Below are 24,985 nucleotides of genomic sequence, written 5' to 3'. Positions count from 1 at the left end.
ACGCGTATTCCGACTGTCTTCGTATTCAGCCCAACCTCGCGATCGGCACGCATTGACCCAACGCTCCTGTACGATGGAGCGGTCTGTTACGCACGGAATCTGTAAGACAACCGGGTTTCCAAAGGTAGGAACAAGAATATGGCATTGACGAAGAAGCAGGTCAGGCAGCTGCGCGCGATGGCGAACCAGCTCAAGCCGCTCGTACAGATCGGCAAAGGCGATCTGAGCGACAACGTGATCAAGCAGGCGGACGAGACGATCGAGAAACGCGAGCTCATCAAAGTGCAGGTGCTCGACGGCTCGGGCATAGACGCCAAGGAGGCCGCACAGGGACTCGCCGATCGCATGGGGGCCGAGGTAGTCCAGGTGATCGGCAACCGTGCCGTGCTCTACCGTCGTTCACATCGCGACGACATCGAGCACATCCAGCTTGTGCGCGAATAGAACGAATGCAAAGCCTTTACGGATGAAAACGCCCGGCCCACATGAGCCGGGCGTTTTCATTGGCACATCAATCGCGTGCGGCGAAGCGCGGAGCATCCGCAAATCTGCACGCCGATACCGGATCAGCGTGAGGTGAGGCCCTCCCACTGCGGTTTCCAGGTCATCTGGCGCTCATAGGCGCTCGCCCAGAACATGTACTCGTATTCGACACCACGCACGAACGAATCCACCAGTCCACGCCGGCGCTCCTCGCCCACGCCGGCAACGCGGCGTTCGATCTGCGCGAGCAGCCATACGGAGCTCTGCCAGAACTCGTCGGTCTTGTACATGTCGATCCACTGCCGGCATGGATTGTGCTCGAGTCCCTGTGCGAAATCACGTGCCAGTCGCTCGCCATAGTCGGCGTACACCCACGCGCAGGGCAGCACGGACACCAGGATGTCGAGCAGATCGCCCGAATACGCGGTGGTGAGCATGTTCGTCGTGTAGGCGCGCGCGAATGCGGACTGCTGGCCGTGCAGCACCTTCTCCTCGGTCAGGCCGAATGATGCCAGATAATCGCGATGCAGTGAGGTCTCCACATGCAGGATCGCGTCCTGAACACTCGCCATCCATGCCATCACCTCACGGTCGTCGGTCTTCGTCACGGCGAGCGCATGCACCTTCGCATAGGCGCCGAGGTAGAGCTCGTCCTGCATCAGGTAGAATGCGAACTTCGAACGGTCAAGGGTTCCAGCGCCGAGTTCCTGTATGAATGGCTGCCTGTAGCCCTCTTCCCATACCGGATCGGCGGCCTGGCGCATGCGCGACGCGAACGGTGGCAGGTCGGTTCTGGTGATGGTGGTCGGCATGGATTTCGCCATATGATGTCTCCCTACGTAGGTGTTAGCCAACAGGTTCAAAGGGTCACGCTGTCGCGTTCTCAACTCGTCTGAGTCCCCCCGCATCTTCGTATTGTCACATGGTCGGCAGACGAAGCGCCATGTCGTCTCCGTGCAGGTCCCTGCATGTTCGCCGATGGACATCGTGCGTTTGGCCGCGTATCCATGGCCGGCCTACACTGTCGGTATGAGATTCATCGGTAATTTGATCTGGCTTGTTCTGGGTGGTCTGGAGATCGCCTTCGCCTGGTTCGTGGTCGGCCTCGTGCTTTGTGTGACGATCGTGGGCATCCCGTTGGGTGTGCAGTCGTTCAAGATGGCCCAGCTCACGCTCACCCCATTCGGCCAACACGTCGTCTATGGCGGTTCGGTGGGTTCGCTGCTGCTCAACATCGTATGGGTGGTGCTGGTCGGCTGGTGGATGGCGCTTGGGTATCTCATTGCCGGTGTGCTGAATTGCATCACGGTGATTGGCGTGCCTTTCGGCATTCAGTCATTCAAGATGTGCAAGCTTGCCCTGTGGCCTTTCGGCACCACCATTGACTAGTCCCGCATAAGGTGGCGGTGGCCGGCGACCTTGGTTCTCAAGGTCTCCGGCCACCGTCATTGCGTATATTCGCCAGCATCAGTAGCCGTGCGAGTGCAGGTACTTGTCATCGAATCCGAAATAATGCCCCAGCTCGTGGAGCACGGTCTTGCGAATCTGTTCGACCATCTGCGCATGCGTGGCGCAGATGCGTTCATGGGGGCCCTTGAAGATCGTGATGCGGTCCGGCAGCACGCCGGCGTATCCGGTGGTACGCTGGGTGATCGGCGTGCCTTGGTAGAGGCCGAGCAGCTCCCCGTCTCCGTGGGTCATGCTGACGTATTCTTTGTCCGTCGGCTCGTCGGCCACGGTGATTGCAATGTTGGAAAGCGCTTTTTTAAACCGTTCTGGAACGGAGCGGACCGCCTCGGTGACGGTCCGCTCGAATTCAGGTTCGCTCATATGCATGTCGACGCCTTCTCAATTAGTCACGGCCGAGCGGATTGACACCCTCATTGGCTGGTGACGTCTCGTTGTCGAACATCAGCGCATGCAAATGGTTGTCGAGGTAATCAGCTTCCTGATGCGCCTCGGTGTCCTCCTTCGGCGTGTGGGGTTCCATGGGCATCTCCATGCGACGCACCATGCCGCGATCCTCGTAGAAACCGTAGTCGCAATCCGTGTCGGTGTACAGGAAGTAGTGTTCCACATTGTTTACTTTGAACTCATTGAGCATCCAGTCGAACAGATGCTGGCCTATGCCCTGGCCGCGCATGTCCTCGCGCACAATGAAGAGCACGATCTCGCCGTCATAGGCATGGCCGTCCTTCTTCGCCTGCTTGATCATCTGCCGGTCGGCTTTCTCGGCGTTGAGCATGTTCTTCAACGCCTGATGAGCTGACTTGTTGAAGAAAAGCGGGCCCATGATCTTCATGACGCTGCGATGATGCTGGTTGATTCCCTTGCGGGTCTCCTGGGCGTCGATGCGACCCAGAACGGCGCCGACCACCTCACCATCGCGTACAGCCACTTCTGCGGTGGTTGTGCGTGCCAGGCAGTATTCGAGATCTATCTGGGCGAGCTTCATTTGCAGATCCTCATCCATCTGCGGATCCTGCTTGTGCCACGTCTCGCACAACATCTTCGTTAACGCTGGGTAATCGGTGCGCTGCAACGTCCTGTAACTGATCGAATCATTCATAACCCCAAGTGTATCCCACAGCCGCATGAGGTCATTGGCTTCAACCTATTGGCGTATGCGCCGTGACTGACGCCCCTTGTGTTCCTCCACGAGTTCCCTCATACGCTTGAGCAGGCCGACGAGCACGCCATTCTCCAAGCATTCGGCGAGGTACCCGTCGGAACGGCGTTCGCGGTACACAATCATGGTGATCAGTGCGCTCACCAATTCCATGTCCAACGAACGCATATTCAAGATCTTCGGATCCACATCGGCATCGAGCCCATAACGGCGCAGCGTCTTGGTGAAGTCAGCGGAACATCGGGTGAGCACGGAATCGATGAAGCCGAGCATAATCGGCTCATATACCACGTATGGCACGCTGCTCATCACACCTGGCATCGTCATGAACTCGGTGTGATAGAGGTCGCCGGTGTCGCTTTCAAGGGGCTGAATGTACGCGGTGAGCCATTCATAGGTATCCCTGGAATCCTCATGTTCGCGCATCACGTCGAGCATATTGGCGTAATGCCCGAACTGGCCGCCTGTCCCATGCTCACCCTCGCGCATCGACACACCATGTTCGACGTCGAGGTCTATGGCGAACCGGAACTGCTGGGCCAACTGCAGGATTGTGGCCACCTCATGCCGACATACGTGCAGACTTTGTGCCTGCTCGCATGAGCACATCATGCGCGACAGCAAATTATGACGCATAATGATGTCGACGGTGTGCATTTCGGTATCATCGGCCACCTCGGCATGGAAAATGCCGAACGGCACGAAATGCAACTCGCGTACATCACCATTCTCCCATAGCTGCTTGCCGCCCATCAACGATTCAAGGGAGACGAATCGAGCCAGTTCGGTGATCGGCTTGCCAAGTCTCATCGACCTGGCTATGAGACGCAGGCGCGCATGCGTACCGGTGAGCAGAAGCCTCTTGGTGGCATCGCTGATTTCGAGTTCCCGCCCGGCCTGTTCCATCTCATCGGCATCGGAGGCCGTGTGACGCATGGGATCCCGGTTCTCCTCGATCACCCGTCGCATGTCGGTGTTGAGAATTTCGGTCCCCGGCACACGATGCCATGCGGCGACAAGCCGCAATGCCTTGGAGTTCTCGTACAGCACGATGAAGTTGCGGCCGATCGCGGCCTGCCACCATTCGTCGAGCGCACAGTTCTCGGAATCAAGCAAGGCATCCTTCAGCACCTTCCAACTGGGCAGGTGGTCGATGTCGGTGTCGAAGAGCTTCGCAATGTTCGTCTTGAACGCCTCGGAATACATGACGCCGCCGGTGACGCCCGAAGACATGAGCGCCCTGAACGAGCGGTAGGTCAGCGGCACCGATTCGATGTCACATTGTTCGTACACAGTGCCAGGACCGTAGGCGATGAGTGGATCCTCCCCTCGTCTGGAACCGTCGAGGGTGGGGTACTCGCACAGCACGATGGCACCGCAGTTCTCGCATTGCTCGAGGATTCGCCCTCCCGGCAGCGTAACTCCGGTGTTGAATTCGCAGTCGTAGTTGTAATGCGCCAGCGATGACGACGGGATGAAGCCGAACATGTTCGGACCGGTGTGGCCGAGGCCATAGAGGTGCGCGCCGCAGATGCATTGCCGTCGGACCATGCCTACTCTCTTTCCACTCCCCTGTTCACATGTGCATTCCGTGTAAGCGTTACGAGAATTCCCAGAATGCACGTCCATCTGGACTTTATCCGACCCGAAGGGAGCTGTGCGTCGTAATATTTTAGAGGAACCGTCTAAGATGCCATTGATTGTCTGTTCATTTGTCTAATTTGAGCATAGTTCGCTTTCAGCAGATTATCAAGCGCGTTTCACACTCCTCAAGATCGCGTTTCAAATGTTGGTGTCAGCGTCGTCGCCGGCATCGGTTGGTTTTGATTACATGCTCATGCCGCGGACTCGAGTGCGGTCATGATGATCTGGTCGGCGCGTCGTTGCATCTCGTCGGTGATCTCGGCGCGTCGGGGTGTGCGCGGGTTCAGGGCGGTTGCCATGTCGTCGCCGCTCATGAACCTGCGGGTCGCCCAGGTCTCGTTCATGTCGACGAGGACGGCGCCGACCAGGCGGATCAGGGACTCGCGTGAGGGGAAGACTGCACGGCGCGGGTGCGTCGCTTGATCTCGGCGTTGGCGCGTTCCTGCACGTTGTTGGTGCGCAGCCTGACCCAGTGTTCCCGGTGGAACGCCAGATGGGCCAGCGCGTCCTCTCTCGCGTCCTCGAGCAGTTCGCCGGCGCGCCGGTCGATGGCGCCGATGCGGACGACGGCCGCGTCGTAGGCGGCACGCGTCATGGCCGCGTCCGGCTGGCGTGGGACGGCGGACAGGGCGTGCATGGCGCGCCCCTGGTCCTTCCTGTGCCTGATGCGGGCGGTCAGGTCGCGTTGCATGTGCACGAAGCAACGCTGCCACGAGGCGCCGTCGAACACCTCCATGATCGCGCGGCGAAGGCCCGCGTGCGCGTCCGAGGTGACCAGCCGCACGCCCGCCACGCCGCGACGGCGCAGCGAGAGCAGGAACCGCTTCCATGAGTCGTACGACTCGGTGTCCACCAGGTCGAAGCCCACGAAACGCCTCGTGCCGTCCATGAACGCGCCGATCGCGGTGACGGTGGCCTGGGAGCACACGCGCGAGTCGTCGTCGCGGCACTTGACGTAGGTCGCGTCCAACCACAGGTACTGCACCGGCGAGCCGGCGTCGAACTCGGCCTGGCGCAGCGCGTCGACCTCGCCGTCCAGCGAGGCGCGCATGCGCGAGACGGTCGACGGGCTCAGCCGGCCGGACTCCAGCTCGTCCGCGACCTTCTCGATCCTGCGGGTGCTCATCCCGTTGACGTATGCCCTGTAGACCACGCCAACCATCGCCCGGTCCACACGCGAGTACGGGCGCATCACCCGTTCGGGGAAATACGTGTCCTCGCGCGGCTTGGGCACCCGCAGCACGATCTCGCCGATCACCGTCCGAAGCCTTCTCTCACGATAGCCGTTCCTGCGGTTGCCCTCGCCCAGCAGCTCGTCGGCCTCCAGCTCCATCGCGTGGTCGGCCACCGTCTCAATCAGGCCCACCGCCAGAGCACGGAAATCGATCAGCCCGTCCTCGCCCAACGGCATGTCATCCATCGTCAGGGCCACATCATCGGATACACTGGTCATCAAGGTCATCTCCTCAAATCAGTTGTTTTTGGCTTTAACCGATTCCAGGCGATGACCTCCTTCATACCCGGAGCCAAACACCAACATTTGACACACAACCCTCCTCAAGCTATTTTGTCTATTTTTGCATGGGACTCTATCGGCAGTTTTGCGCGACTTACGGGTTACTACGCCGTAAGAAACACCTAAACGGGATTTTGTATCCTCAATCCTGTATTCCTTAAGTATGACAAGTGAAAATCATTCCAACGCGCAGCAGCCCGCACCAAGCGCAGACGAAGTGACCGACGCCGGCATCGTCAAGGAGTACACCACCCCACTCAAGCACGAGATTGATCCGGACATCAATCTGTTCGACTTTCTGGAAGGGCGCGCGCAGCGCAATCCCGACGGCTCCATGGTGAGCTACAAAGACGCCAACGGCATCTGGCAGACCTTCTCGGCTACTGAGTTCCGAGACAAGGTGGTGGCCATCGCCAGGGGACTTATCGGATGGGGCGCACGCGCAGGCGAATCCATCGCGATCATCGCGCACACCCGTTGGGAATGGGTGGCCCTTGACATGGCCATCATGTCCATCGGCTGTGTCACCGTGCCGGTGTATGAGACCAACTCACCTGCGCAAATCCGCATGGTGTTCAACGACGCCGAAGTGGTGCTCGCCTTCGCCGAGGACGACGCGCAACGCGACAAGCTCGAATCCATCGCCAACGACACCCCATCGATGCGTGGTTCATTCGTCATAGATTCGGCCGCCATTGACGCAATCATCGCCTTCGGGGCCAACGTGACCGAGGAGCAGTTCCTCGAGCGCAAAGCCGCCGTCCATGGCGACACGTTGGCCACAATCATCTACACCTCCGGATCCACTGGCACCCCCAAAGGCGTGGAAATCAGCCACGGGAACATGGCCGCCGAATGCATGGACGCCCTACAGTACATGCCTCGCGCAATAGACATCCCCGACCGCCGCTTGCTGCTGTTCCTCCCGCTTTCCCATGTGTTCGCACGATTCATGGCCACGGTGGCCTTTGCCGGCACACTCACTCTCGGCCTCACCAGCAATATGAAGACGATCATCAAGGACTTCGAGGACTTCGGTCCCACTCTGCTGCTCGCCGTCCCGCGCGTATTCGAAAAGGTGTACAACGCCGCCTCCCAACGTGCAGGCACTGGTTTCGCCGGCCGCATGTTCGCCCGCGGCGTACGCGTGGCACGCGAATGGAGCAAGGCCAAGCAATCCGGCAACGGAATTCCCGCAGGCTTGCGCATGCGCCATGCGTTCTATGACGCCGTTGTCTACAAGAAGATTCGCACGGTGTTCGGCCGCAATGCCGACTTCGCCATCACCGGCGGCGCGCCGATGGACTCGGATCTGGCCCATTTCTACAATGGCATAGGCATGCCGCTGCTCGAAGGCTATGGCATGACGGAGACCTCGGGACCCGTTTGTGTCTCATTGCCTGAGAACAACCACATCGGCACCATCGGTCAGCCTCTGTGCGGCACGACCGCAGGCATTGCCGAAGACGGTGAACTGTGCTTCAAGGGGCGCGACATCTGCATGGGATATCACAACCAGCCGGAGGTGACCAAGCAGCAGATTGTGGATGGCTGGCTGCATACCGGCGATCTGGGTGACATCGACGATGAGGGTTTCATCCACCTCACCGGCCGTAAGAAAGACCTCATCATCACCGCCGGCGGCAAGAACGTCTCCCCTGGGCATTTGGAAACCACTGTGATGACTTCGCCGGTCGTAGCCCAATGCCTGGTGATCGGTGACCGCAAGCCGTTCGTGGCGGCTCTCGTCACCCTCGACCTCGAAGATGCGAATGCATGGTTGACCTCGCAGGGAGCCAAACCGGCAGCCGATCTGGAAGAGCTTTCAAAGAACCCAATCGTGCACACCGAAGTGGAGCGCATTGTGAACAAGGCGAACGAAGGGGTCTCCCGGGCTGAATCGATTCGCAAGTTCGAAATACTGCCCGACGAATTCACTTCGGAAAACGGCATGCTCACACCAAGTCTCAAGACGCGGCGCAAGCAGATCATCGACCATTACCGCAAACTCATCGACACGGTCATCTACGTGCCACGCAAAAAAGCCAGCTGACCAGCTTTCGGAATGCATATAAGGAGGCCTGTGCGATTCCCGGGAATCGCACAGGCCTCCTTATATTGCGCATGGCCTCATGCACGCTGCTCCATGCGGGCTTTGTTCAGGGCAAAAGCCCGAGCCAGCATAATCCAAGACACTGCGACAATAGCCAGCATGACGGCGAAAGTCCATGTGCCGCCAACCGCAGTGGCATGCCTGTATACAGGCGTTCCCTCGGCACCATGACCAGCCTGCGCGATGGCCAGGATTGTGGAGAACAGCGTGGTGCCGGCCGCTCCACCGAATTGCAGCGCGGTGTTGAACACGGCGTTCCCATCCGGCGTGAACTCATGGTGGATGCCGGAGATGGCGTCCGTCATGATATTCGAGAAGCCGAGGGCGTACCCCACTCCGAAGATGAAATAGAACGACGCCATGAGCACGGACGTCAGATACATGGAGAAGCCTAGGAATAGCACCAAGGCGCCAAAGCAGCAGGCGAATGCCCCCAGAATGGGCTTGGTGGGACCGTGCTTGTCGTACAACATGCCGCCAACCGGCGCAAAGAACGCGCCGATGAGGGCCCCCGGCAGCACGAGCATGCCCGCAACGAGCGCACTCGTGCCAAGGCTCAGCTGCGCAAGGTTGGTGATGACATAGCCGAAGCCGATTCCCACCATGGGCAGCAGCGTGTACGGAATGAGGTGGAGCATCACCACCTTGTCTTTGAGCCATCCCAGACGGATGAGCGGCGAGAACGAGCGGCGAGACGACCACACGAAGAACACAAGGGCAGCCACGCCGACAGCGAGACTCACGATGGCGATGGCGGCCGACCGGCCCCACGGCTCACCGGACACGCCCTCACTTACGGCCACGCCACCTTGGTTCAGCGAGAGAATCATGCCGGCGAGTCCTACGATGATGGCGAGGAATTGCAACGGATTCAGACTCACCGCCTCCGTGGGCTTCGTCTGCGTGATGCACTTGAGTCCTATGGGCAACGAGATGAGCACAATAACGGGGATGACGATGACGAAAATAGAACGCCACGGCCAGATACTGGCCACAGCGCCACCAACGGTGGGACCTATGGCCGGTGCGACGGTGATGACGAGCGAACCCACGCCCATGAGCCTACCCACCTTGGAGCGGGGAGACTGCTCAAGAATGATGTTGATCATCAGCGGCGTCGCGATGCCGGAACCCACACCTTGAATGACGCGGGCAACGATGATGACAGGAAAGCTGGTGCCCACGATCATGATGAACGAACCGACAACAGCGAGCGCCACAGCCGCCACGAATACGGATTTCATTGTGAAACGACGCTTGAGATAAGAGGAGACGGGCATGGTGACACCCACCGATAGCAGATAGATCGTGGTGATCCATTGCACGGTCGCAGTGTTCACCGAGAACTCCACCATAAGTTCGGGGAACAGTACGGTCATCACGGTTTCGGTCAGGATTCCTATGAATGCCAGGGATCCCACCGAAACGATCGAGCCGATGAGCTTCGGGGAAATGCGATCGTCATTCGCCGCCGGGTTCGCGATCCTCTTCTTTCCGCCCTGTGTCGGTCGCGTCGTCATTCTTGCCTTTCATCTGTGAGCGTTGAGTTTCACCGGGATGCTCGGTATGCGCAGGATCTACCGGTTCCGTCGGTTTCCGTTCTGTCTGGGTCGGGGCCGGTGGAGCCGGTTCGCCGTGTATGATGGCGCGAATCCGGTCGAGCCGCGGGCCTATCTCTCGTTCATAGCCGCGACTGTTGGGATGATAGTATTCACGCCCGACGAGCACGTCAGGCATGTACTGCTGTTCCACCACCGCATTCGGGTAATCATGGGCGTAGTGGTACCCTTCGTGGTTGCCCCACGATTTCATCAATGTCGTGGGTGCATTGCGAATATGCAGCGGCACCTGACCTATGAGCCCCGCATCCACATCGGCCAATGCCTGATTGATGGCCGTATAGCTGGCATTTGACTTCGGCGCGGTCGCCACCGCTATCGCAGCCTCCGATAGAATGATCCGGGCCTCCGGCATGCCAATCATCTGCACCGCCTGCGCCGCGGCCACGGTGATCTGCAGGATCTGCGGTGCCGCCATACCGACCTCCTCGGCAGCGGCGATCATGATGCGGCGCGCGATGAACCTCGGATCCTCCCCGGCCCGGATCATGCGGGCCAGGTAATGCAGCGTGGCGTCCACATCGGAACCTCTCATCGATTTGATGAACGCCGAGATCACATCGTAGTGATCGTCACCGTTCCTGTCATACCTCACAGCCGCCACGTCCATCACGGTGGAGACCACGTCTGTGGTGATTTCGGCAGGAACATTCGATCCCGATTCGTCAACTGCACCTGCTGCGGCCTCAAGTATGGTCAGAGATTTCCTGGCATCTCCGCCCGCCAGACGAATGATCCCATCCACGGCATCGCCTTGCACGCGCACCTTGCCGCCCAAGCCTCGAGGGTTCGACACCGCCCGTTCGATCACGGTCCGAAGCTCTTCAGGTTCCAACGATTCGAGCTTGACCACGACGGAACGGCTCAACAGCGGTTTGATCACCGAGAAGCTCGGGTTCTCCGTGGTCGCCGCGATGAAGGTCACGTCACGGTTTTCCACGCTGGGCAACAATGCATCCTGCTGCGATTTGGAGAAGCGGTGCACCTCGTCGATGAACAGAACGGTCTCTTTGCCTTGACTCACCAATCGCTCATGGGCACGGCGCAACACCTCGCGAAGATCCTTGACGCCGGACGTGACGGCGGAGAGCTCCTCGTACTGCCGGCCGGATTGCTTCGCGACTATATGGGCCAGTGTAGTCTTGCCCACACCCGGTGGCCCGAATAGAATCACCGAGCTCGGGGCGGTGAGCGAACCCGTCGAGGCCGAGTCGGCGAGACGGCGCAGCGGGGATCCCGGCGCAAGCACATGGCGCTGCCCCACCACTTCATCGAGGGTGGTCGGACGCATACGCACCGCCAGCGGTCTCACCACCTCTTCTGATGGGTCGCTCGCCGCGAATAGGTCGTTCGTCATGTCATCGCTCATAGACAACAGTGTAGCCACCAAGACGAATTCGAACAAATGTTCGACGCTATGGTGTGTCCATCATGCTCTTCGACTAGCATTGCAACGGAATATGGATGCGCAGGCGTGAGGAACGAACATGGCAGAGGCAGATGACGAACGGACGGCATTGATGAGATTGGTTCCCTCCCGAGGGGAGGACAACCGATCGCTGGATGCCGATGAGATCTATGAGCGATTCTTCGACTGGGTGGTCGAGGAGCGTGGCATAGAGCCGTGGCCGCATCAGGAGGAGGCGGTGCTCGACCTGCTGGCGGGGGATCATGTGGTGCTCAACACACCTACCGGCTCGGGAAAGTCACTGGTCGCGCTGGGCATGCATTTCGCGGCATTGTGCACCGGGCGGCGCTCATACTACACCGCGCCGATCAAGGCACTGGTCTCCGAGAAGTTCTTCGAGCTGGTCAACGTGTTCGGCAGGGAGAATGTGGGCATGATCACCGGCGACTCGCATATCAACGCCGAAGCGCCGATCATCTGCTGCACGGCCGAGATTCTCGCCAACCAAGCGTTACGGGAGGGGCGTCGGGCTGACATCGGCTGCGTGGCCATGGACGAATTCCATTACTACGGCGATCCCGAACGCGGCTGGGCATGGCAGGTGCCGCTGCTCACCCTCCCCCAGGCCCAGTTCCTACTCATGAGCGCAACGTTGGGCAATGTGGACACGATTGCAGATTCGCTCGAGGACCTCACCGACACCGACGTGGACATCATTGCCGAAGCACGCCGGCCTGTACCCCTCAGCTACCGATATACCACCGATCCACTTGAGAAGACGGTGGAACTGGCGGTGCAGAACGGTGAGACCCCCATTTACATCGTGCATTTCTCGCAGGATGCCGCACTCGACACCGCGCAGTCGCTGTCGAACACCGGGGTTTCCACCAAGGAGCAACGCGAGGCGATTGCCAGGGCGATGAAGGGCACGAAGTTCACAACGGGCTTCGGAAAGATCCTCCAACGGTTGCTCCGCACCGGCGTGGGAATCCACCATGCGGGCATGCTCCCCCGCTACCGCCGTCTGGTGGAGCAACTCGCCCAGCAGGGGCTGCTACCCGTCATCTGCGGCACCGACACGCTTGGCGTGGGCATCAATGTGCCAATCCATTCGGTGGTTCTGACGCAGCTGACCAAATTCGATGGCACCCATATGCGAAAACTGCGTGCACGTGAGTTCCATCAGATAGCCGGACGCGCGGGCCGCTCGGGCTTCGACACCGAAGGACTGGTGATCGCCGAAGCCCCCGAATACGAGATCGAAAACGCCCGTGCCCTGGCGAAGGCAGGCGGTGATCCGAAGAAACTCAGGAAGATCAAGCGCAAGAAAGCACCGGAGGGATTCGTGACATGGAATGAGTCCACCTTCGCCAAGCTAATCGGGAAAGAACCGGAAACGCTGATCCCCCATATGAAGATAACCCATTCGATGGTGCTCAATGAAGTCGCCCAGGGAGGCGATGCCAGAAAACGCATCGACCGGCTCATCGAAGATTCCGCGCAGACCGATGAGCAGAAGAACGCACTTCGCACCCGCGCCGATGAGATCTTCCGCACACTCATCGACACCGATGTAATCGAAATCGAACAGGAAGACGGCCGCGACTACTACTACACCACCGTCGATCTTCCGCAGGATTTCGCGCTCGACCAGCCGTTAAGCCCATTCCTCATCGCCGCCCTTGAATTGCTCGATCCCGCTTCCCCGTCGTATGCACTCGATGTGATCTCTATGGCCGAAGCCACGTTGGAAGATCCAAAGCAGATTCTGCGCGCCCAGGAGCGGCAGGCTCGGGACAAGGCGATGGAGGAGATGAAGGCCGATGGCGTCGATTACGATGAACGTCTCGACCGTCTGCAAGACATCACCTATCCCAAACCATTGAATGACCTGCTCACTGAAGCATTCGACCAGTACCGGAAAGACGTTCCCTGGGCCAACGACTACTGGATCAATCCCAAGTCCGTGGTGCGCGACATGGTCGAGACTGCATCCGACTTCAACGGCTACATCGCCCGGTACAACGCAGCCCGTTCGGAGGGGACGCTGTTGCGCTATCTGTCTGATGCATACCGTGTGCTGGCCAGAACGGTACCCCCGGAGAAACGCAATGAGGAACTCGACGACATCATCGCATGGTTGCGCGTTCTGGTCCGCTCCATTGACTCCAGCCTCGTGGACGAATGGGAAAACGCCGGCACACAGGCGCAGGAGGCCGCGAACCTCGCCGCACCGAATGTGGCCAACGCCGTGGTGGAAGATCGTCGCGGGCTCATCGTGCTCATCCGCAATGCGATGTTCCGCCGTGTGCAGCTCATGGACCTCGACCGGCCTGATGAGTTGGGTGCACTCGACAAGGCATGGCATTACGATGTGCACACGTGGGAGGATGTGCTCGATGACTTCTATGACGAGCACGAGTACGTGAACACGGATGCCGAAGCCCGTGGTGGTGAGTATTTCGTTCTCGACACTCGCCATGAGCAGGATCGCCACGAGTGGACGGTGCGCCAAATCATCGATGATTCCGACGGCGACCATGACTGGGCAATCACCGGCACTGTGAATCTCGATGCCACGCAGGAAAGCGGAGAAGTGGTGTTCACCGACTATTCGGTGCGTGACGTAGTCAACGACAACGATGCCGCCACCGTAAAAGCGCAGTGAGACCCAAATAGTATTCACTCGACGCCGAGTCTGGCCAACGCCTCATCACGGTCGGCGTCGAGTGGCGGCCAGGTCTGGTTGAAATTCTTCATGGTCGTGCGCAGCAACTCAGAAACGACCATACGTGAGTACCATCTCTTGTCCGCGGGGATCAGATACCACGGGGCAATCGAGGTGCTCGTCCGTTCGAATACCTCCTGCCAGGCCGCCATGTAATCATCCCATCTGTCACGGGCTTCGAGATCGGAGGGGTCGAACTTCCAGTATCGTGTCGGATCATCGAGACGTCGCAGGAAGTGCTGTCGCTGCGCTTGCCTGCTCGACACGAGAAAAATCTTGATGATCGCGCAACCTGACCCGGCGAGCTCTGCTTCGAAGTCATTGATCTGCCCATACCGTGCGCGCCATGTCTCCTCAGGCAGGGAACCTGTGATGCGTGGCATCACGATGTCCTCGTACTGCGAACGATCGAAGATGGATATCCAGCCATTTGACGGCAACTCCCTGCGAATACGCCACAGGTAGTCATGGGCGAGATCCTCCTCGCTTGGTTTGCCAAAGCCATGGTAGTGAATACCCATTGGATCCACCTGACTGAATACATGGCGCACAATGCCGCCTTTGCCGGAGGCGTCCATGCCCTGCAGCACGATGAGCACGCGATGCGTGTCGCCATGGATGCCATTGGCATACATGAGCCGCTGATAGTTGGCTATTTCGGAGCTGCTGTCGGCAATGAACCGCTCACCAGCCTCTTGGTCACCGTCAAACCCCGGTTTCGACCCGGCATCGATGTCGACCAAATGCGTATGTGAATGGAACCGCAATAACTGCGCCGGGGGCAACGACCATACGGCACTGAGCGTTTCACTGCTCTTCGCCTCCCGGGCGAGGCGTTCGGCCACCTTCCTGGCCTTGCGTTCTGCCACCGTGATTGATTCGCCTTTTTTCGAACCTCTGCCGTTTTTCTTGTCGCTTGCCATACCAACATTCTAGGCATGTGACACGTGCACTGGCCAAAAACGAATGTGGGGTGCGCAGATGCGCACCCCACATTCGCATGCCGTATGCGTTATGGTTCACATGGATGGTCGGTCACCGCTCCCCTGCACCCTTCGAATGGTGGTGCATATGGTGCTCGGCCGGAACATGCTGGCTCTGTGGCTGTGTTTCATCGTAGCCTTGCACATAGCGCGTGCGTCGCCATCCATGGATCCTCGCATTGGTGCCACGATGGTGCACATGATAGAGGCGCTGGGAACCGCCAAGCGGGCGCCCCTCCTTCGCCACCGCGATCTGGTTGACGTTGGACGGGTCCATGATGGCAATCGGTGCCACCGGCTCGGGCTCGGTTGGCGCGAGTGTGTGCTGCTGCATGCGCACCGGCAGCCATTCAGCCAGTCTCGACAGCAGCCAGCAGATGATGAAGTAGATCACAGCGGCTACAACGAGCGTCTGCAGAATATTGAAGTACATCGAGCCTAAGCGTCGCGACTCCTGCAGCAGATCGGTGTACATGATGATCGAACCGAGCGCCGTGTCTTTGAGCACGACGACGAGCTGGGTCACGGCAGCAGGCAGCATGGCGTAGATGGCCTGCGGCACTTCGATGCTCATCAGCGACTGTGTACGGGTCATACCCAGTGCCACTGCGGCCTCATGCTGGCCGCCCGGCAGGTTTCCGACACCCGAGCGGATGAGCTCGGCGACAACCGAACCGTTATAGAACACGAGCGAGATCACGACGGCCCAATAGGAGGGGCTCGGCAGATCCAGGAAGGCGAATGCACGCCAGAAGAAGATCATCATGATCAGCACCGGAACTGCACGGCAGAACTCGATGACAATCGCGCAGATTCCCTGCACGATCCTGCTCGGCAGCAGACGACCGATGCCGAACACCAGACCGAACACGACCGAACCGATCACCGCCAGGAACGCCGCGCGCAGTGTGGCCCATAGGCCCGGCAGATAGAAGTCCGACCACGCTTCACCGTCCAACGCCGGCTTCCACAATTCCCAGCTGAGCTGGTTTTCGCCGTCCGGTGGATTGTGCAGACGCAGCACAATGAGCACGAGCACGACCACGAACAGAATCGTGGCCACCCAGTTGATGATGCGAATGCGCTTGAGGCCCTTGGGGCCCGGCTGGTCGAACAGCAGGGAGCTTTCGTCTGAATTACCCACGGTTCACCTCCTGACTGCGAGCTTGTTGGACAGGTACGTGGTGAGGATGCCGATCGGCAGGATCAGAATCACGTATCCCATCGCGAAGATGAGGAAGATCTGGATGATCACATCGGGCCGGAACTCGATCATCTCGCTCATGAGCGATGAGGTCTCGGTGGCCACCGACGCCGCTGCAGCGACGGTCGAGTTCTTGAGCAGTGCGATCAGCGTGTTGCCGAGCGGTGCAACAGATCCTCGAATGGCCTGCGGCATGATGATCAGTGTGGCGGACTGCATGAAGTTGAGGCCCATGGCCCGAGCCGCCTCCGCCTGCCCCTTGGGCACCGTATTGATGCCCGAGCGCAACGATTCCGCCACGAATGCGGCGGTGTACAGGCTCAGGCCAGTCACGGCGAGCCAGAAGAAGTTCGTCTGGAAGTTGTCGGAGAAGCTCAGCTTGAGCTGCGCGAACGCGCCCAGCACCATGAACACCATGATGATCGTCAGCGGCATGTTCTTGAACAGCTCGACATAGCCGGCCGACACCTTGCGCAGTGACGAAACCGGTGAGATGCGCATCATGACGAGAATGAGTCCCAGAATCGTCGAGAACAGCGCAGCCCATAGCGTCAGTTCGATGTTGACGAGGAACGCACCGGGAATGTTATAGCTTCTGAACAGGGAAATGAATCCTTCCATGCCGCTCACTCCCCTTCGTCCGGTGTCGGTGGGTTATATTTCGGATCCGGTTGGTAATCGGTGCCTTCGGTGTTCTTCTCGATGGCCCGTTCCCACTCACCGCTCTTGATCATGTCTTCAATGGCGGCGTTAATCTGCTTGGCGAATGCGGTGTCACCCTTCCTGATGCCCACCCCGTAGTATTCCTGCGTGAACGGCTTGCCCACCACACGCAGCTTGCCACGGGACGCCGAGGCCAGACCGGCCAGAATGATGTCATCGGTGGTCACCGCGTCGACGATGCCGGAGAAGAGCGCCGTGGCGCATTCGGCATAACCGGGCTGCTCCATCAGCTGGACCTCCTTGGCGAATCTCTCCTTCACCACCTTGGCCGACGTGGAACCGGTCACGGAGCACAGGCGTTTGCCATTGAGGTCCTCCGGACCGTTGATCGAATGGTCGTCTGCGCGCACCATTAGATCCTGCCCCGCCACGAAGTACGGCCCCGCGAACGAAACCGCCTTCTTGCGCTCGTCGGTGATCGAATAGGTCGCCAGGATCATGTCGACATCACCGTTTTGCAACATGGCTTCGCGTTGTTTCGACGGAGCCTCGAGGAACTCGATCTCGGCATCGGTATACCCCAGTTGATTGGCTACATATCGTGCCACGTCGACGTCAAAGCCTTCGAATGTGCCGCTCTTCTTGAATCCCAAGCCAGGCTGGTCGTATTTGATGCCGATCCTGATTTTCTTCTCGCCGTCCGCCGACGACGAACCGCAGGCCGCCATCCCGAACAGCGCACTGGCGGCGCACACCATGGCGATTGCCTTGCGCGCCAACCCCTTCTTGTATCTATGTTTCATCGTTCTCCCTTCACCGAGCCATGCATGACGAACCAGATTCCGCTCTCCTCAACGGAATCCATAGGCGTGCATGGCCCATACTGCATCAGTGCGTGAGAATCTTCGACAGGAACTCCTGGGCACGCTCCGTCTGGGGGTGCTCGAAGAACTCGTCGGGCGTGCCACGTTCGAGAATCTGGCCGTCGGCCATGAACACGATCTTATTGGCCGCCTTGCGCGCAAAACCCATCTCGTGTGTGACACACAGCATCGTCATGCCTTCCTGGGCGAGTTCGACCATGACGTCGAGCACTTCGTTGACCATCTCAGGGTCGAGCGCCGAGGTCGGCTCGTCGAACAGCATGACCTTCGGATGCATGGCCAGCGAGCGCGCGATGGCCACGCGCTGCTGTTGTCCACCCGATAGCTGCGACGGCATCTTCATGGCCTGCGAATCGACGCCGACTCGCGCAAGCAGGTCCATGGCCTCCTTCTCGGCCTGATCGCGGTCCATGTGACGCACCTTGATCGGCGCAAGCGTGACGTTCTCCAGGATCGTCTTGTTCGCGAACAGATTGAACGACTGAAACACCATGCCCACTTCGGCGCGCAACTGGGCCAGACCCTTGCCCTCCTGGGGCAATGCCTGGCCGTCTATGCGGATGACACCGGAGTCTATGGTCTCCAATCGGTTGATGGTGCGGCACATCGTCGACTTGCCCGAGCCCGACGGTCCGACAATCACGAGCACCTCGCCCTTGTCTACTTTCAGATTGATGTCGCGCAGCACATGCAGATTACCGTAGTACTTCTCCACATGCTCGAGTTCCACGAGATGATGGGCGTTCTCGCCGCTCGGCGACAATTGTTCCACAGTGTTGTTTTCGCTCATAGCGGCATAGTTTATAATCCCATGTGTAACGAGATGTTACCTCTGTTCGCTCATCACGGAATATTGGGCCGATATCATGCAAAATCAATGCCCCTGATGTCTCATATTCCGAAATAAATAGACATATTATAGTCTTTTGTATATTTCGGCAGAATGAGTGCAAACGAGTCACGCCACCTCATGATGCGTCTGAAGGAATGCCACCGCCTCGCCTATCGCACGCATGCGGTCATCGCCGTTGAACTTGTGGTCGAGGTTCGTGTACAGGCTCACGGTGCAGTTCGCCATAGCGTTGCCGTAGTTGTGCGCGCAGCTGGGGTCGATCACCTTGTCCTGCTCACCCTGGATCGCCAGAGCGGGTCCCTTGAACATCGCAGCCGCCTCATACACCGGAATCGTCTTGGCGATGCGAGAGTATTTGCCTGCGACCTCATGCTTGCCATCCGCGAGCGCGATGCGCCGTGGAATGTGATAGGGGTCGAATGGGACGCCAAGCACACGCCCACGCAATGCGTCATCCTTGATCGAGGCCGCAGGCGAAAGCAGGACTAGGGAATGGACCACATCGGCATACATACCCGCCGTCATGCCTGCAATCACACCGCCTTGTGAATGTCCGAGCAATGAGATCTCCGCTGGCTCGAAACGATCACGTACAAAATTGAGTACCGCGATGGCATCCTCCACCTGATTGCAGACGTCGGAATTCGCAAATGATCCGTCACTGTTGCCACGACCGTTGAAATCGAACCTCACGGACGTGAATCCCGCTTCGACGAGCTGGTCGCTCACCTGCTGAAGCAGGCTGCCGGGTTCATACCCCAGATCGGCCATGAACCCGTGCATCAGAATCACCACCGGCCCTTTCGGTTCGCCCTGTGGTGCGTCGATGCGTCCATGAAGCCTCAGCCCATCACGCATCACGGTGATTTCCTCGGTATGTGTGCTCGTCGTCATATTGCCTCCTGCATGGGATGCACGTACTGGTGTTCTGCATCTCATCGTAATGCGAAGAACCCGGTTCTTCTCGATTCAAGCTATTGGCTATAACAGACGCCCCCATACATGACGGAAGCGGCCGCCCCGCCTAGGGTCGGCCGCTTCCGTCATGTATGGGGGCGTGGATGCGATGCAATCACATGATGGCGTTGAGCCACTGCTCCTTGGTCGCCTTCTCGGCCTCCAGCTTCGCCTTCTTCTTGGCGTCCGACTCCTTGGCGATCTGTTCGTCCAACTCGGCGAGCTGTGCCTTGAGCTGGCCTTCGAAGCTCGACTTACGGGCATCGGCCTCGGGATCGGTCTTCTTCCAGGCAGCATCTTCGACGGCCTTGATCTGGTTGTCCACGGCATCCAGACGACCTTCGATGCGACGCATGTCCTCACGAGGCACATAGCCGATCTGATCCCACTCCTCCTGAATCTGCGCGAGCTTGACACGTGCCTGCTTGGCCTGTTCCCCGGTCTCCACCGGCACGAGTGCCTCGGCCTTCGCCAACAGCGCCTCCTTCTGCGCCAGATTCTCCTTCTCGTTGGAGCTGATCTGTTCACGGTCGGCCTGACGCGCATTGAAGAACGTATCGGCGGCGGCGCGGAACTGTGCCCACAGTGCATCATCCTCATTACGGCCGGCACGGCCTGCCTTCTTCCAACGGTCCATGAGTTCGTTGAACTTACGCGAGGTCTCGCCCCAAGCTGTGGAATCCTTGATTTCGTTGGCTTCGGCGATGATCGCCTCCTTCTGCGCCTTGGCATGGGACCGCTCGGCATCACGGGCCTGAGCCCATTTGCGCCGAGCCTGGTTGAAGGTGGTGCGTGCCCCCGAGAAGCGCTTCCACAGAGCATCCGCCTCGGCTTTGTCGATGCGGATCGTAGTGCGCTGATGCTCCTGCCACTGCTCGAACAGCGAACGGAACTTGTCGGCAGTGGAACGCCAGTTCGTGTTATCACCCAGTCCGGCGGCAAGGGCCTCGGCCTTCTCCACAATGGAGGTGCGTTCGGCGATTGCCTTGGTCATGGCCTCCTTGCGGGCTTTCGCGATGGCGTCCTTCTTCGCCGCAGCCTTCTTGCGCAGCTCTTCCAACTGCGACTGGAGTGCGGGGATGTCGCCCACGACCGCCGGCTGCTTGACTTCCTCCGTCAGCGCGGCGAGCGTCTCGTCGATCTCACGGGGCTTGATCGAATTGGACTTGAGTCTATTTGCGAATACGTCGAGTTTGGCCTTGAGGTCGAGGTAACGGCGCGCGTACAAGGCCAATGCCTCGTCGGCCGACGCATCGGGGAATTGCCCCACCTCACGCTCTTCCTCGCCCTCCTTCACGTATACGGTGCCGTTGCCATCCACACGGCCGAAGCTCTCCGCCTCCTTGAGCTCTACATCGTCATGTGACGACGATGACGCCAGATGAGCCACAGGGCTCTTGGCGAGAACGGCCGGTGAGGGAGCATGCGCCTTCATGGCCGCCGGGCTCGGCACGGCTGCGGCCGGCGTCGTCGCCTCGTCGTTCGCGACTGCGTTGTCTGTGGTCTTGGATTCGGTGACGTTGGAATCGGCCATGGTCAGCTCCTTAGCTTGCGAGATGGGGAGGGGAAGCACATTCCCTTCCTCGGAACACACTAGCCCAGTATAGACAAGACTCACGATAGTCCGCCACCGACGTTTTTCCCCGACCCCACTTATTATATGGAACGTGGCAAAAGGTGCATCTATATCAGGTTTCCCAGAATGGCTCCCCGCTGAACGCGTGGTGGAGCAGCGTGTCATCGATACGCTTCGTGAGGTATTCGAGCTCAACGGGTTCATCGGCATCGAAACGCGTGCCGTCGAACAGGGGTCGAGTCTGTTGAAGAAAGGCGAGACGAGCAAGGAGATCTACCTGCTCTCCCGTCTTCAGGAGGTCGGCCATGAATCCGACATCCCTGTCGAACAACGGCTCGGCCTGCACTTCGACCTGACGGTTCCGCTGAGCAGGTACGTGGTGGAGCATTCCGGCGCGTTGCCGTTCCCGTTCAAACGCTGGCAGATTCAGAAGGTGTGGAGGGGCGAGCGCCCGCAGGAAGGGCGTTTCCGCGAGTTCGTGCAGGCCGACATCGACGTGGTCGGCGACGGCACGCTCCCTTCGCACTATGAGGTGGAGCTCCCGTTGGTCATGGTGAACGCATTGGAACGGCTGCGTGAATTCGGCTTGCCGAAGGCCACCGTGCACGCGAACAACCGCAAGCTGTCCGAGGGCTTCTACCGTGGGCTTGGTCTGACCGATATCGAGGGTGTGCTCCGCGAGATTGACAAACTCGACAAGATCGGCCCCCAAGCGGTGACCGATCTGCTCGTTGAGACCTGCGGTGCCACCGAGGCACAGGCGAATGCCTGCCTGGAGCTCGCACAGGTCACCGCGGAGGACGGCCAGGAGCTCATCGAGAAGTTCAATGGACTGTGCGAAATCCACCATATCCCGTTCGACGGCGACGAGTACGCCATGGCCAAGGAGGGTCTGGACACCCTTTCAATGATCATCGACGAGGCCCGCCGCATTCGCCCCGGTTCGGTCATGGCCGATCTCAAAATCGCCCGCGGGCTTGATTACTACACGGGCTCCGTGTACGAGACGTTCCTCGAAGGAGCGAGCGATCTGGGATCGATCTGCTCAGGTGGCCGTTACGATAATCTGGCCACGCAGGGCAACCGCAAATACCCCGGGGTGGGTCTCTCAATCGGCTTGTCTCGCCTGGTCTCCTACATGCTGCACAGGGCGGGCGCCACGGCAAGCCGCATGTCGCCGGCATGTGTGCTCGTGGCCGTATGGGACGAGGAGAACCGAGGGGATTCGAACGCCATCGCCAATACGTTGCGTTCCCGCGGCATCGCGGCCGATGTGGCGCCCACGGCGGCCAAGCTCGGCAAGCAGATCAAGTACGCCGACAAACTCGGAATCCCATACGTCTGGTTCCCGAACGAGAACCCCGAGAACGACGGCAGCGACGAGGTGAAGAACATCATCACCGGAGATCAGCGTCCAGCTGATGCACAGTCGTGGCAACCGGATACTGTGTATGCCCAGCAAACCGTTTCCATCAATGCCGACAACCGTTGAAAAATCGGCGTTCAGAACAGTTTTATCCAAGAACAATGCAATGGAGAATAGAGGAAGCATGAGCCAGCAGACGGCTTATCGTACACATCACGCCACCGACGTGACCGAAGTTCTGGTCGGCGAGCACGTCACGCTTGCCGGTTGGGTGGACCGCCGCCGTGATCATGGCGGCGTGGCCTTCATCGATCTGCGTGACAACACCGGTCTGGTGCAGGTGGTCATCAACGAGGAGGAGATGGCTCGTCCGCTGCGCAGCGAATATGTGATCGAGGTGGACGGCAAGGTTCGCCAGCGTCCGGAGGGCAACGAGAACGACCATCTGGCGACAGGCAAGGTCGAGGTCGTGGCCGAGAAGATCCGCGTGCTCGCAAAGTCCGACGCGCTGCCTTTCCAGGTGTCCACCGCACTCGAAAACGAATCCGAGAACAAGCTGCCGGGTGAGGATGTGCGTCTCAAGTACCGCTACCTCGATCTGCGACGCCCGGCCATGCAGCGCAACATCAAGCTGCGTTCCGACATGATGCGCGCCGCCCGCACCGAGCTCGACAAGCTCGGCTTCACCGAGGTCGAGACCCCGACGATGATCAAGTCGACACCCGAGGGCGCCCGTGACTTCGTTGTCCCGGCACGTCTGGTTCCCGGTTCCTGGTATGCGCTCCCCCAGTCCCCGCAGCTGCTCAAGCAGCTGCTCATGGTGGCCGGTGTCGAACGTTACTACCAGTTCGCCCGCTGCTATCGCGACGAGGATTTCCGCGCAGACCGTCAGCCCGAGTTCACCCAGCTCGACATGGAGATGAGCTTCGTGGACCAGGAGGATGTCATCGCCATGGCCGAACAGGTGATCAAAGCCATCTGGAAGGCCGATGGATACGACATTGAGACGCCGATCCGTCGCATCCCATGGCAGGAGGCCATGGACAAGTATGGCTCCGACAAGCCTGATCTGCGCTTCGGAAACGAGCTCATCGAACTCACCGATTATTTCAAGAACACGCCGTTCCGCGTGTTCCAGGCCCCATACGTGGGCGCGGTGCTCTTCAAGGGCGGCGCCTCCACTCCCCGTCGCCAGTTCGACGCCTGGCAGGATTGGGCCAAGCAGCGTGGTGCCAAGGGTCTTGCGTACGTCGTGTTCGGCGAGAATGGAGAGCTCAAGGGACCTGTCGCAAAGAACCTCTCCGGCGAGGAACGCAATGGGCTCAAGGAAGCTGTGGGTGCCGAGGATGGCGATGCCGTGTTCTTCGCAGCAGGTGCCCGCGAATCCTCCCAGTTGCTGCTCGGTGCCGTACGCGTCGAACTCGCCAACCGCGCCGGTCTGCTCGACCCGAAGAAATTCGCATTCTGCTGGGTGGTCGACTTCCCGCTGTTCAAGCGCACCGACGACCCGGACGACGACGACGTTGCAGTCGGCCATTCCAAGTGGACGTCGATGCACCACCCGTTCACAATGCCGTCGAAGGACTGGATCGACACCTTCGATGAGGATCCCGAGCATGCGATGAGCGATTCCTACGACATCGTGTGCAACGGTAATGAAATGGGCGGCGGCTCGGTGCGTATCCACCGTGACGACATTCAGGACCGCGTACTCAATGTGCTTGGCATCACGCCTCAGGAGGCTCAGGATAAGTTCGGCTTCCTGCTGGAGGCATTCAAGTACGGCGCGCCGCCGCACGCAGGCATTGCACTCGGCTGGGACCGCACGGTTGCCCTGCTCGCCGGCGCGGATTCGATTCGCGATGTCATCGCCTTCCCGAAGGCCGGTGGCGGTCGCGATCCACTGACAGGCGCACCTGCACCGATTTCCGACGAACAGCGTGCGGAAACCGGCGTGGATTACGATCCGGAAGAGGATGAGGACTGACTTCCTCGCCAAACTGCTAAGAGCATGGGGAATGGGGATGCACAGCAAAACTGTGCATCCCCATTCCCCATGTGTTGTGGCACGCGTCTTCCTCTCTGCACAGACGCGTGCCACAACACCCGCCGTCGCATACCCCCTTGCACACTCGGCCTGTTTCCTGTTTCCCTTTTCTGTATTCGCTACCCTCCCCTATGTTTCTGACTATACAGCTTTCCGAAATAAGATACCCTATTTCTTAAGTATTCTTCACATACTACCCATATTCCGTATTTTTTCTTGTCTTCGTCGATGTTTTACCGATATGAATTCAATGATGTCTTCACTGGCGGGAAACGAAAGGGGCGGCGCGGACGGGATTCCCGTCCGCGCCGC

At 59.3% G+C, this 24,985-nt stretch carries 21 protein-coding genes and 1 riboswitch; of the genes, 6 read left to right on the top strand and 15 right to left on the bottom strand.

Going from position 1 to position 24,985, the window contains the following annotated elements:
- Positions 1-138 precede the first annotated feature (138 nt).
- Complete coding sequence (yhbY, locus tag OGI63_RS05065) at positions 139-444, top strand: ribosome assembly RNA-binding protein YhbY (protein WP_004218126.1); 306 nt, start codon at positions 139-141, stop codon at positions 442-444.
- Between the two features lie 122 nt (positions 445-566).
- On the opposite strand, the gene tenA is transcribed toward yhbY, so the two are convergent.
- On the bottom strand, positions 567-1,307 hold the full coding sequence (tenA, locus tag OGI63_RS05060) for a thiaminase II (RefSeq protein WP_004218127.1): 741 nt from the start codon (positions 1,305-1,307) through the stop codon (positions 567-569).
- Positions 1,298-1,397: riboswitch (TPP riboswitch) on the bottom strand. It overlaps the preceding gene by 10 nt.
- 64 nt (positions 1,398-1,461) lie before the next feature.
- Here tenA and OGI63_RS05055 point away from each other — a divergent pair.
- Positions 1,462-1,872, top strand: coding sequence for a YccF domain-containing protein (locus OGI63_RS05055; RefSeq protein ID WP_004218129.1), 411 nt, complete (start codon positions 1,462-1,464; stop codon positions 1,870-1,872).
- A 78-nt stretch (positions 1,873-1,950) separates the two neighbouring features.
- Here OGI63_RS05055 and OGI63_RS05050 read toward each other — a convergent pair whose 3' ends face one another.
- From OGI63_RS05050 to OGI63_RS05030, 5 genes are all read right to left on the bottom strand, one after another.
- The gene (locus OGI63_RS05050; RefSeq protein WP_004218132.1) at positions 1,951-2,319 is read right to left on the bottom strand and encodes a metallopeptidase family protein; all 369 of its coding nucleotides are present in this window, start codon (positions 2,317-2,319) and stop codon (positions 1,951-1,953) included.
- A gap of 16 nt (positions 2,320-2,335) precedes the next feature.
- On the bottom strand, positions 2,336-3,052 hold the full coding sequence (locus tag OGI63_RS05045; RefSeq protein WP_012619967.1) for a GNAT family N-acetyltransferase: 717 nt from the start codon (positions 3,050-3,052) through the stop codon (positions 2,336-2,338).
- Positions 3,053-3,097: 45 nt separating this feature from the next.
- Positions 3,098-4,663, bottom strand: coding sequence for a DUF6508 domain-containing protein (locus tag OGI63_RS05040; protein WP_004218134.1), 1,566 nt, complete (start codon positions 4,661-4,663; stop codon positions 3,098-3,100).
- Between the two features lie 284 nt (positions 4,664-4,947).
- Complete coding sequence (locus tag OGI63_RS05035; protein WP_012619965.1) at positions 4,948-5,100, bottom strand: hypothetical protein; 153 nt, start codon at positions 5,098-5,100, stop codon at positions 4,948-4,950.
- Positions 5,101-5,129: 29 nt separating this feature from the next.
- Entirely contained in the window at positions 5,130-6,209 is a 1,080-nt protein-coding gene (locus OGI63_RS05030) for an IS256 family transposase (protein ID WP_004218136.1), read from the bottom strand.
- Between the two features lie 226 nt (positions 6,210-6,435).
- Here OGI63_RS05030 and OGI63_RS05025 point away from each other — a divergent pair, with 226 nt between their 5' ends.
- Positions 6,436-8,325, top strand: coding sequence for an AMP-dependent synthetase/ligase (locus tag OGI63_RS05025; RefSeq protein ID WP_012619963.1), 1,890 nt, complete (start codon positions 6,436-6,438; stop codon positions 8,323-8,325).
- Positions 8,326-8,402: 77 nt separating this feature from the next.
- Here OGI63_RS05025 and OGI63_RS05020 read toward each other — a convergent pair whose 3' ends face one another.
- Positions 8,403-9,905: an MFS transporter gene (locus OGI63_RS05020; protein WP_004218138.1), complete on the bottom strand. Its 1,503-nt coding sequence runs from the start codon at positions 9,903-9,905 to the stop codon at positions 8,403-8,405.
- Positions 9,847-11,361 (bottom strand): replication-associated recombination protein A, encoded by a 1,515-nt coding sequence (locus OGI63_RS05015; protein WP_004218139.1) that lies wholly within the window; start codon positions 11,359-11,361, stop codon positions 9,847-9,849. Before OGI63_RS05015 ends, OGI63_RS05020 begins: the two co-directional genes overlap by 59 nt.
- A 130-nt stretch (positions 11,362-11,491) precedes the next feature.
- Here OGI63_RS05015 and OGI63_RS05010 point away from each other — a divergent pair, with 130 nt between their 5' ends.
- Positions 11,492-14,080 carry a DEAD/DEAH box helicase gene (locus OGI63_RS05010; RefSeq protein WP_004218140.1) on the top strand — a complete coding sequence of 863 codons (2,589 nt, stop codon included), beginning with the start codon at positions 11,492-11,494 and terminating at the stop codon, positions 14,078-14,080.
- A gap of 14 nt (positions 14,081-14,094) precedes the next feature.
- On the opposite strand, the gene OGI63_RS05005 is transcribed toward OGI63_RS05010, so the two are convergent.
- The 7 genes from OGI63_RS05005 to OGI63_RS04975 form a co-directional block, all read right to left on the bottom strand.
- The gene (locus OGI63_RS05005; RefSeq protein WP_004218141.1) at positions 14,095-15,063 is read right to left on the bottom strand and encodes a PPK2 family polyphosphate kinase; all 969 of its coding nucleotides are present in this window, start codon (positions 15,061-15,063) and stop codon (positions 14,095-14,097) included.
- Between the two features lie 112 nt (positions 15,064-15,175).
- Positions 15,176-16,267, bottom strand: coding sequence for an amino acid ABC transporter permease (locus OGI63_RS05000; protein WP_004218142.1), 1,092 nt, complete (start codon positions 16,265-16,267; stop codon positions 15,176-15,178).
- 3 nt (positions 16,268-16,270) lie between these two features.
- On the bottom strand, positions 16,271-16,948 hold the full coding sequence (locus OGI63_RS04995) for an amino acid ABC transporter permease (RefSeq protein ID WP_004218144.1): 678 nt from the start codon (positions 16,946-16,948) through the stop codon (positions 16,271-16,273).
- Between the two features lie 5 nt (positions 16,949-16,953).
- Positions 16,954-17,793, bottom strand: a complete 840-nt coding sequence (locus OGI63_RS04990; RefSeq protein ID WP_004218145.1) for a glutamate ABC transporter substrate-binding protein — start codon at positions 17,791-17,793, stop codon at positions 16,954-16,956.
- A gap of 85 nt (positions 17,794-17,878) precedes the next feature.
- The gene (locus OGI63_RS04985) at positions 17,879-18,664 is read right to left on the bottom strand and encodes an amino acid ABC transporter ATP-binding protein (RefSeq protein ID WP_004218146.1); all 786 of its coding nucleotides are present in this window, start codon (positions 18,662-18,664) and stop codon (positions 17,879-17,881) included.
- Positions 18,665-18,832: 168 nt separating this feature from the next.
- A complete protein-coding gene (locus tag OGI63_RS04980) occupies positions 18,833-19,621 on the bottom strand; it encodes an alpha/beta hydrolase family protein (RefSeq protein ID WP_004218147.1) in 789 nt (262 codons plus the stop codon).
- Positions 19,622-19,799: 178 nt separating this feature from the next.
- Positions 19,800-21,218, bottom strand: a complete 1,419-nt coding sequence (locus OGI63_RS04975; protein WP_004218150.1) for a DUF349 domain-containing protein — start codon at positions 21,216-21,218, stop codon at positions 19,800-19,802.
- Positions 21,219-21,351: 133 nt separating this feature from the next.
- Here OGI63_RS04975 and hisS point away from each other — a divergent pair, with 133 nt between their 5' ends.
- On the top strand, positions 21,352-22,752 hold the full coding sequence (gene hisS, locus OGI63_RS04970; protein WP_012619961.1) for a histidine--tRNA ligase: 1,401 nt from the start codon (positions 21,352-21,354) through the stop codon (positions 22,750-22,752).
- 58 nt (positions 22,753-22,810) lie between these two features.
- Entirely contained in the window at positions 22,811-24,613 is a 1,803-nt protein-coding gene (aspS, locus tag OGI63_RS04965) for an aspartate--tRNA ligase (RefSeq protein ID WP_004218152.1), read from the top strand.
- The last annotated feature ends 372 nt before the right edge of the window (positions 24,614-24,985 follow it).

It is taken from the genome of Bifidobacterium sp. KRGSERBCFTRI, from assembly GCF_025908335.1.
This window is presented reverse-complemented; position numbering and strand designations above follow the sequence as displayed.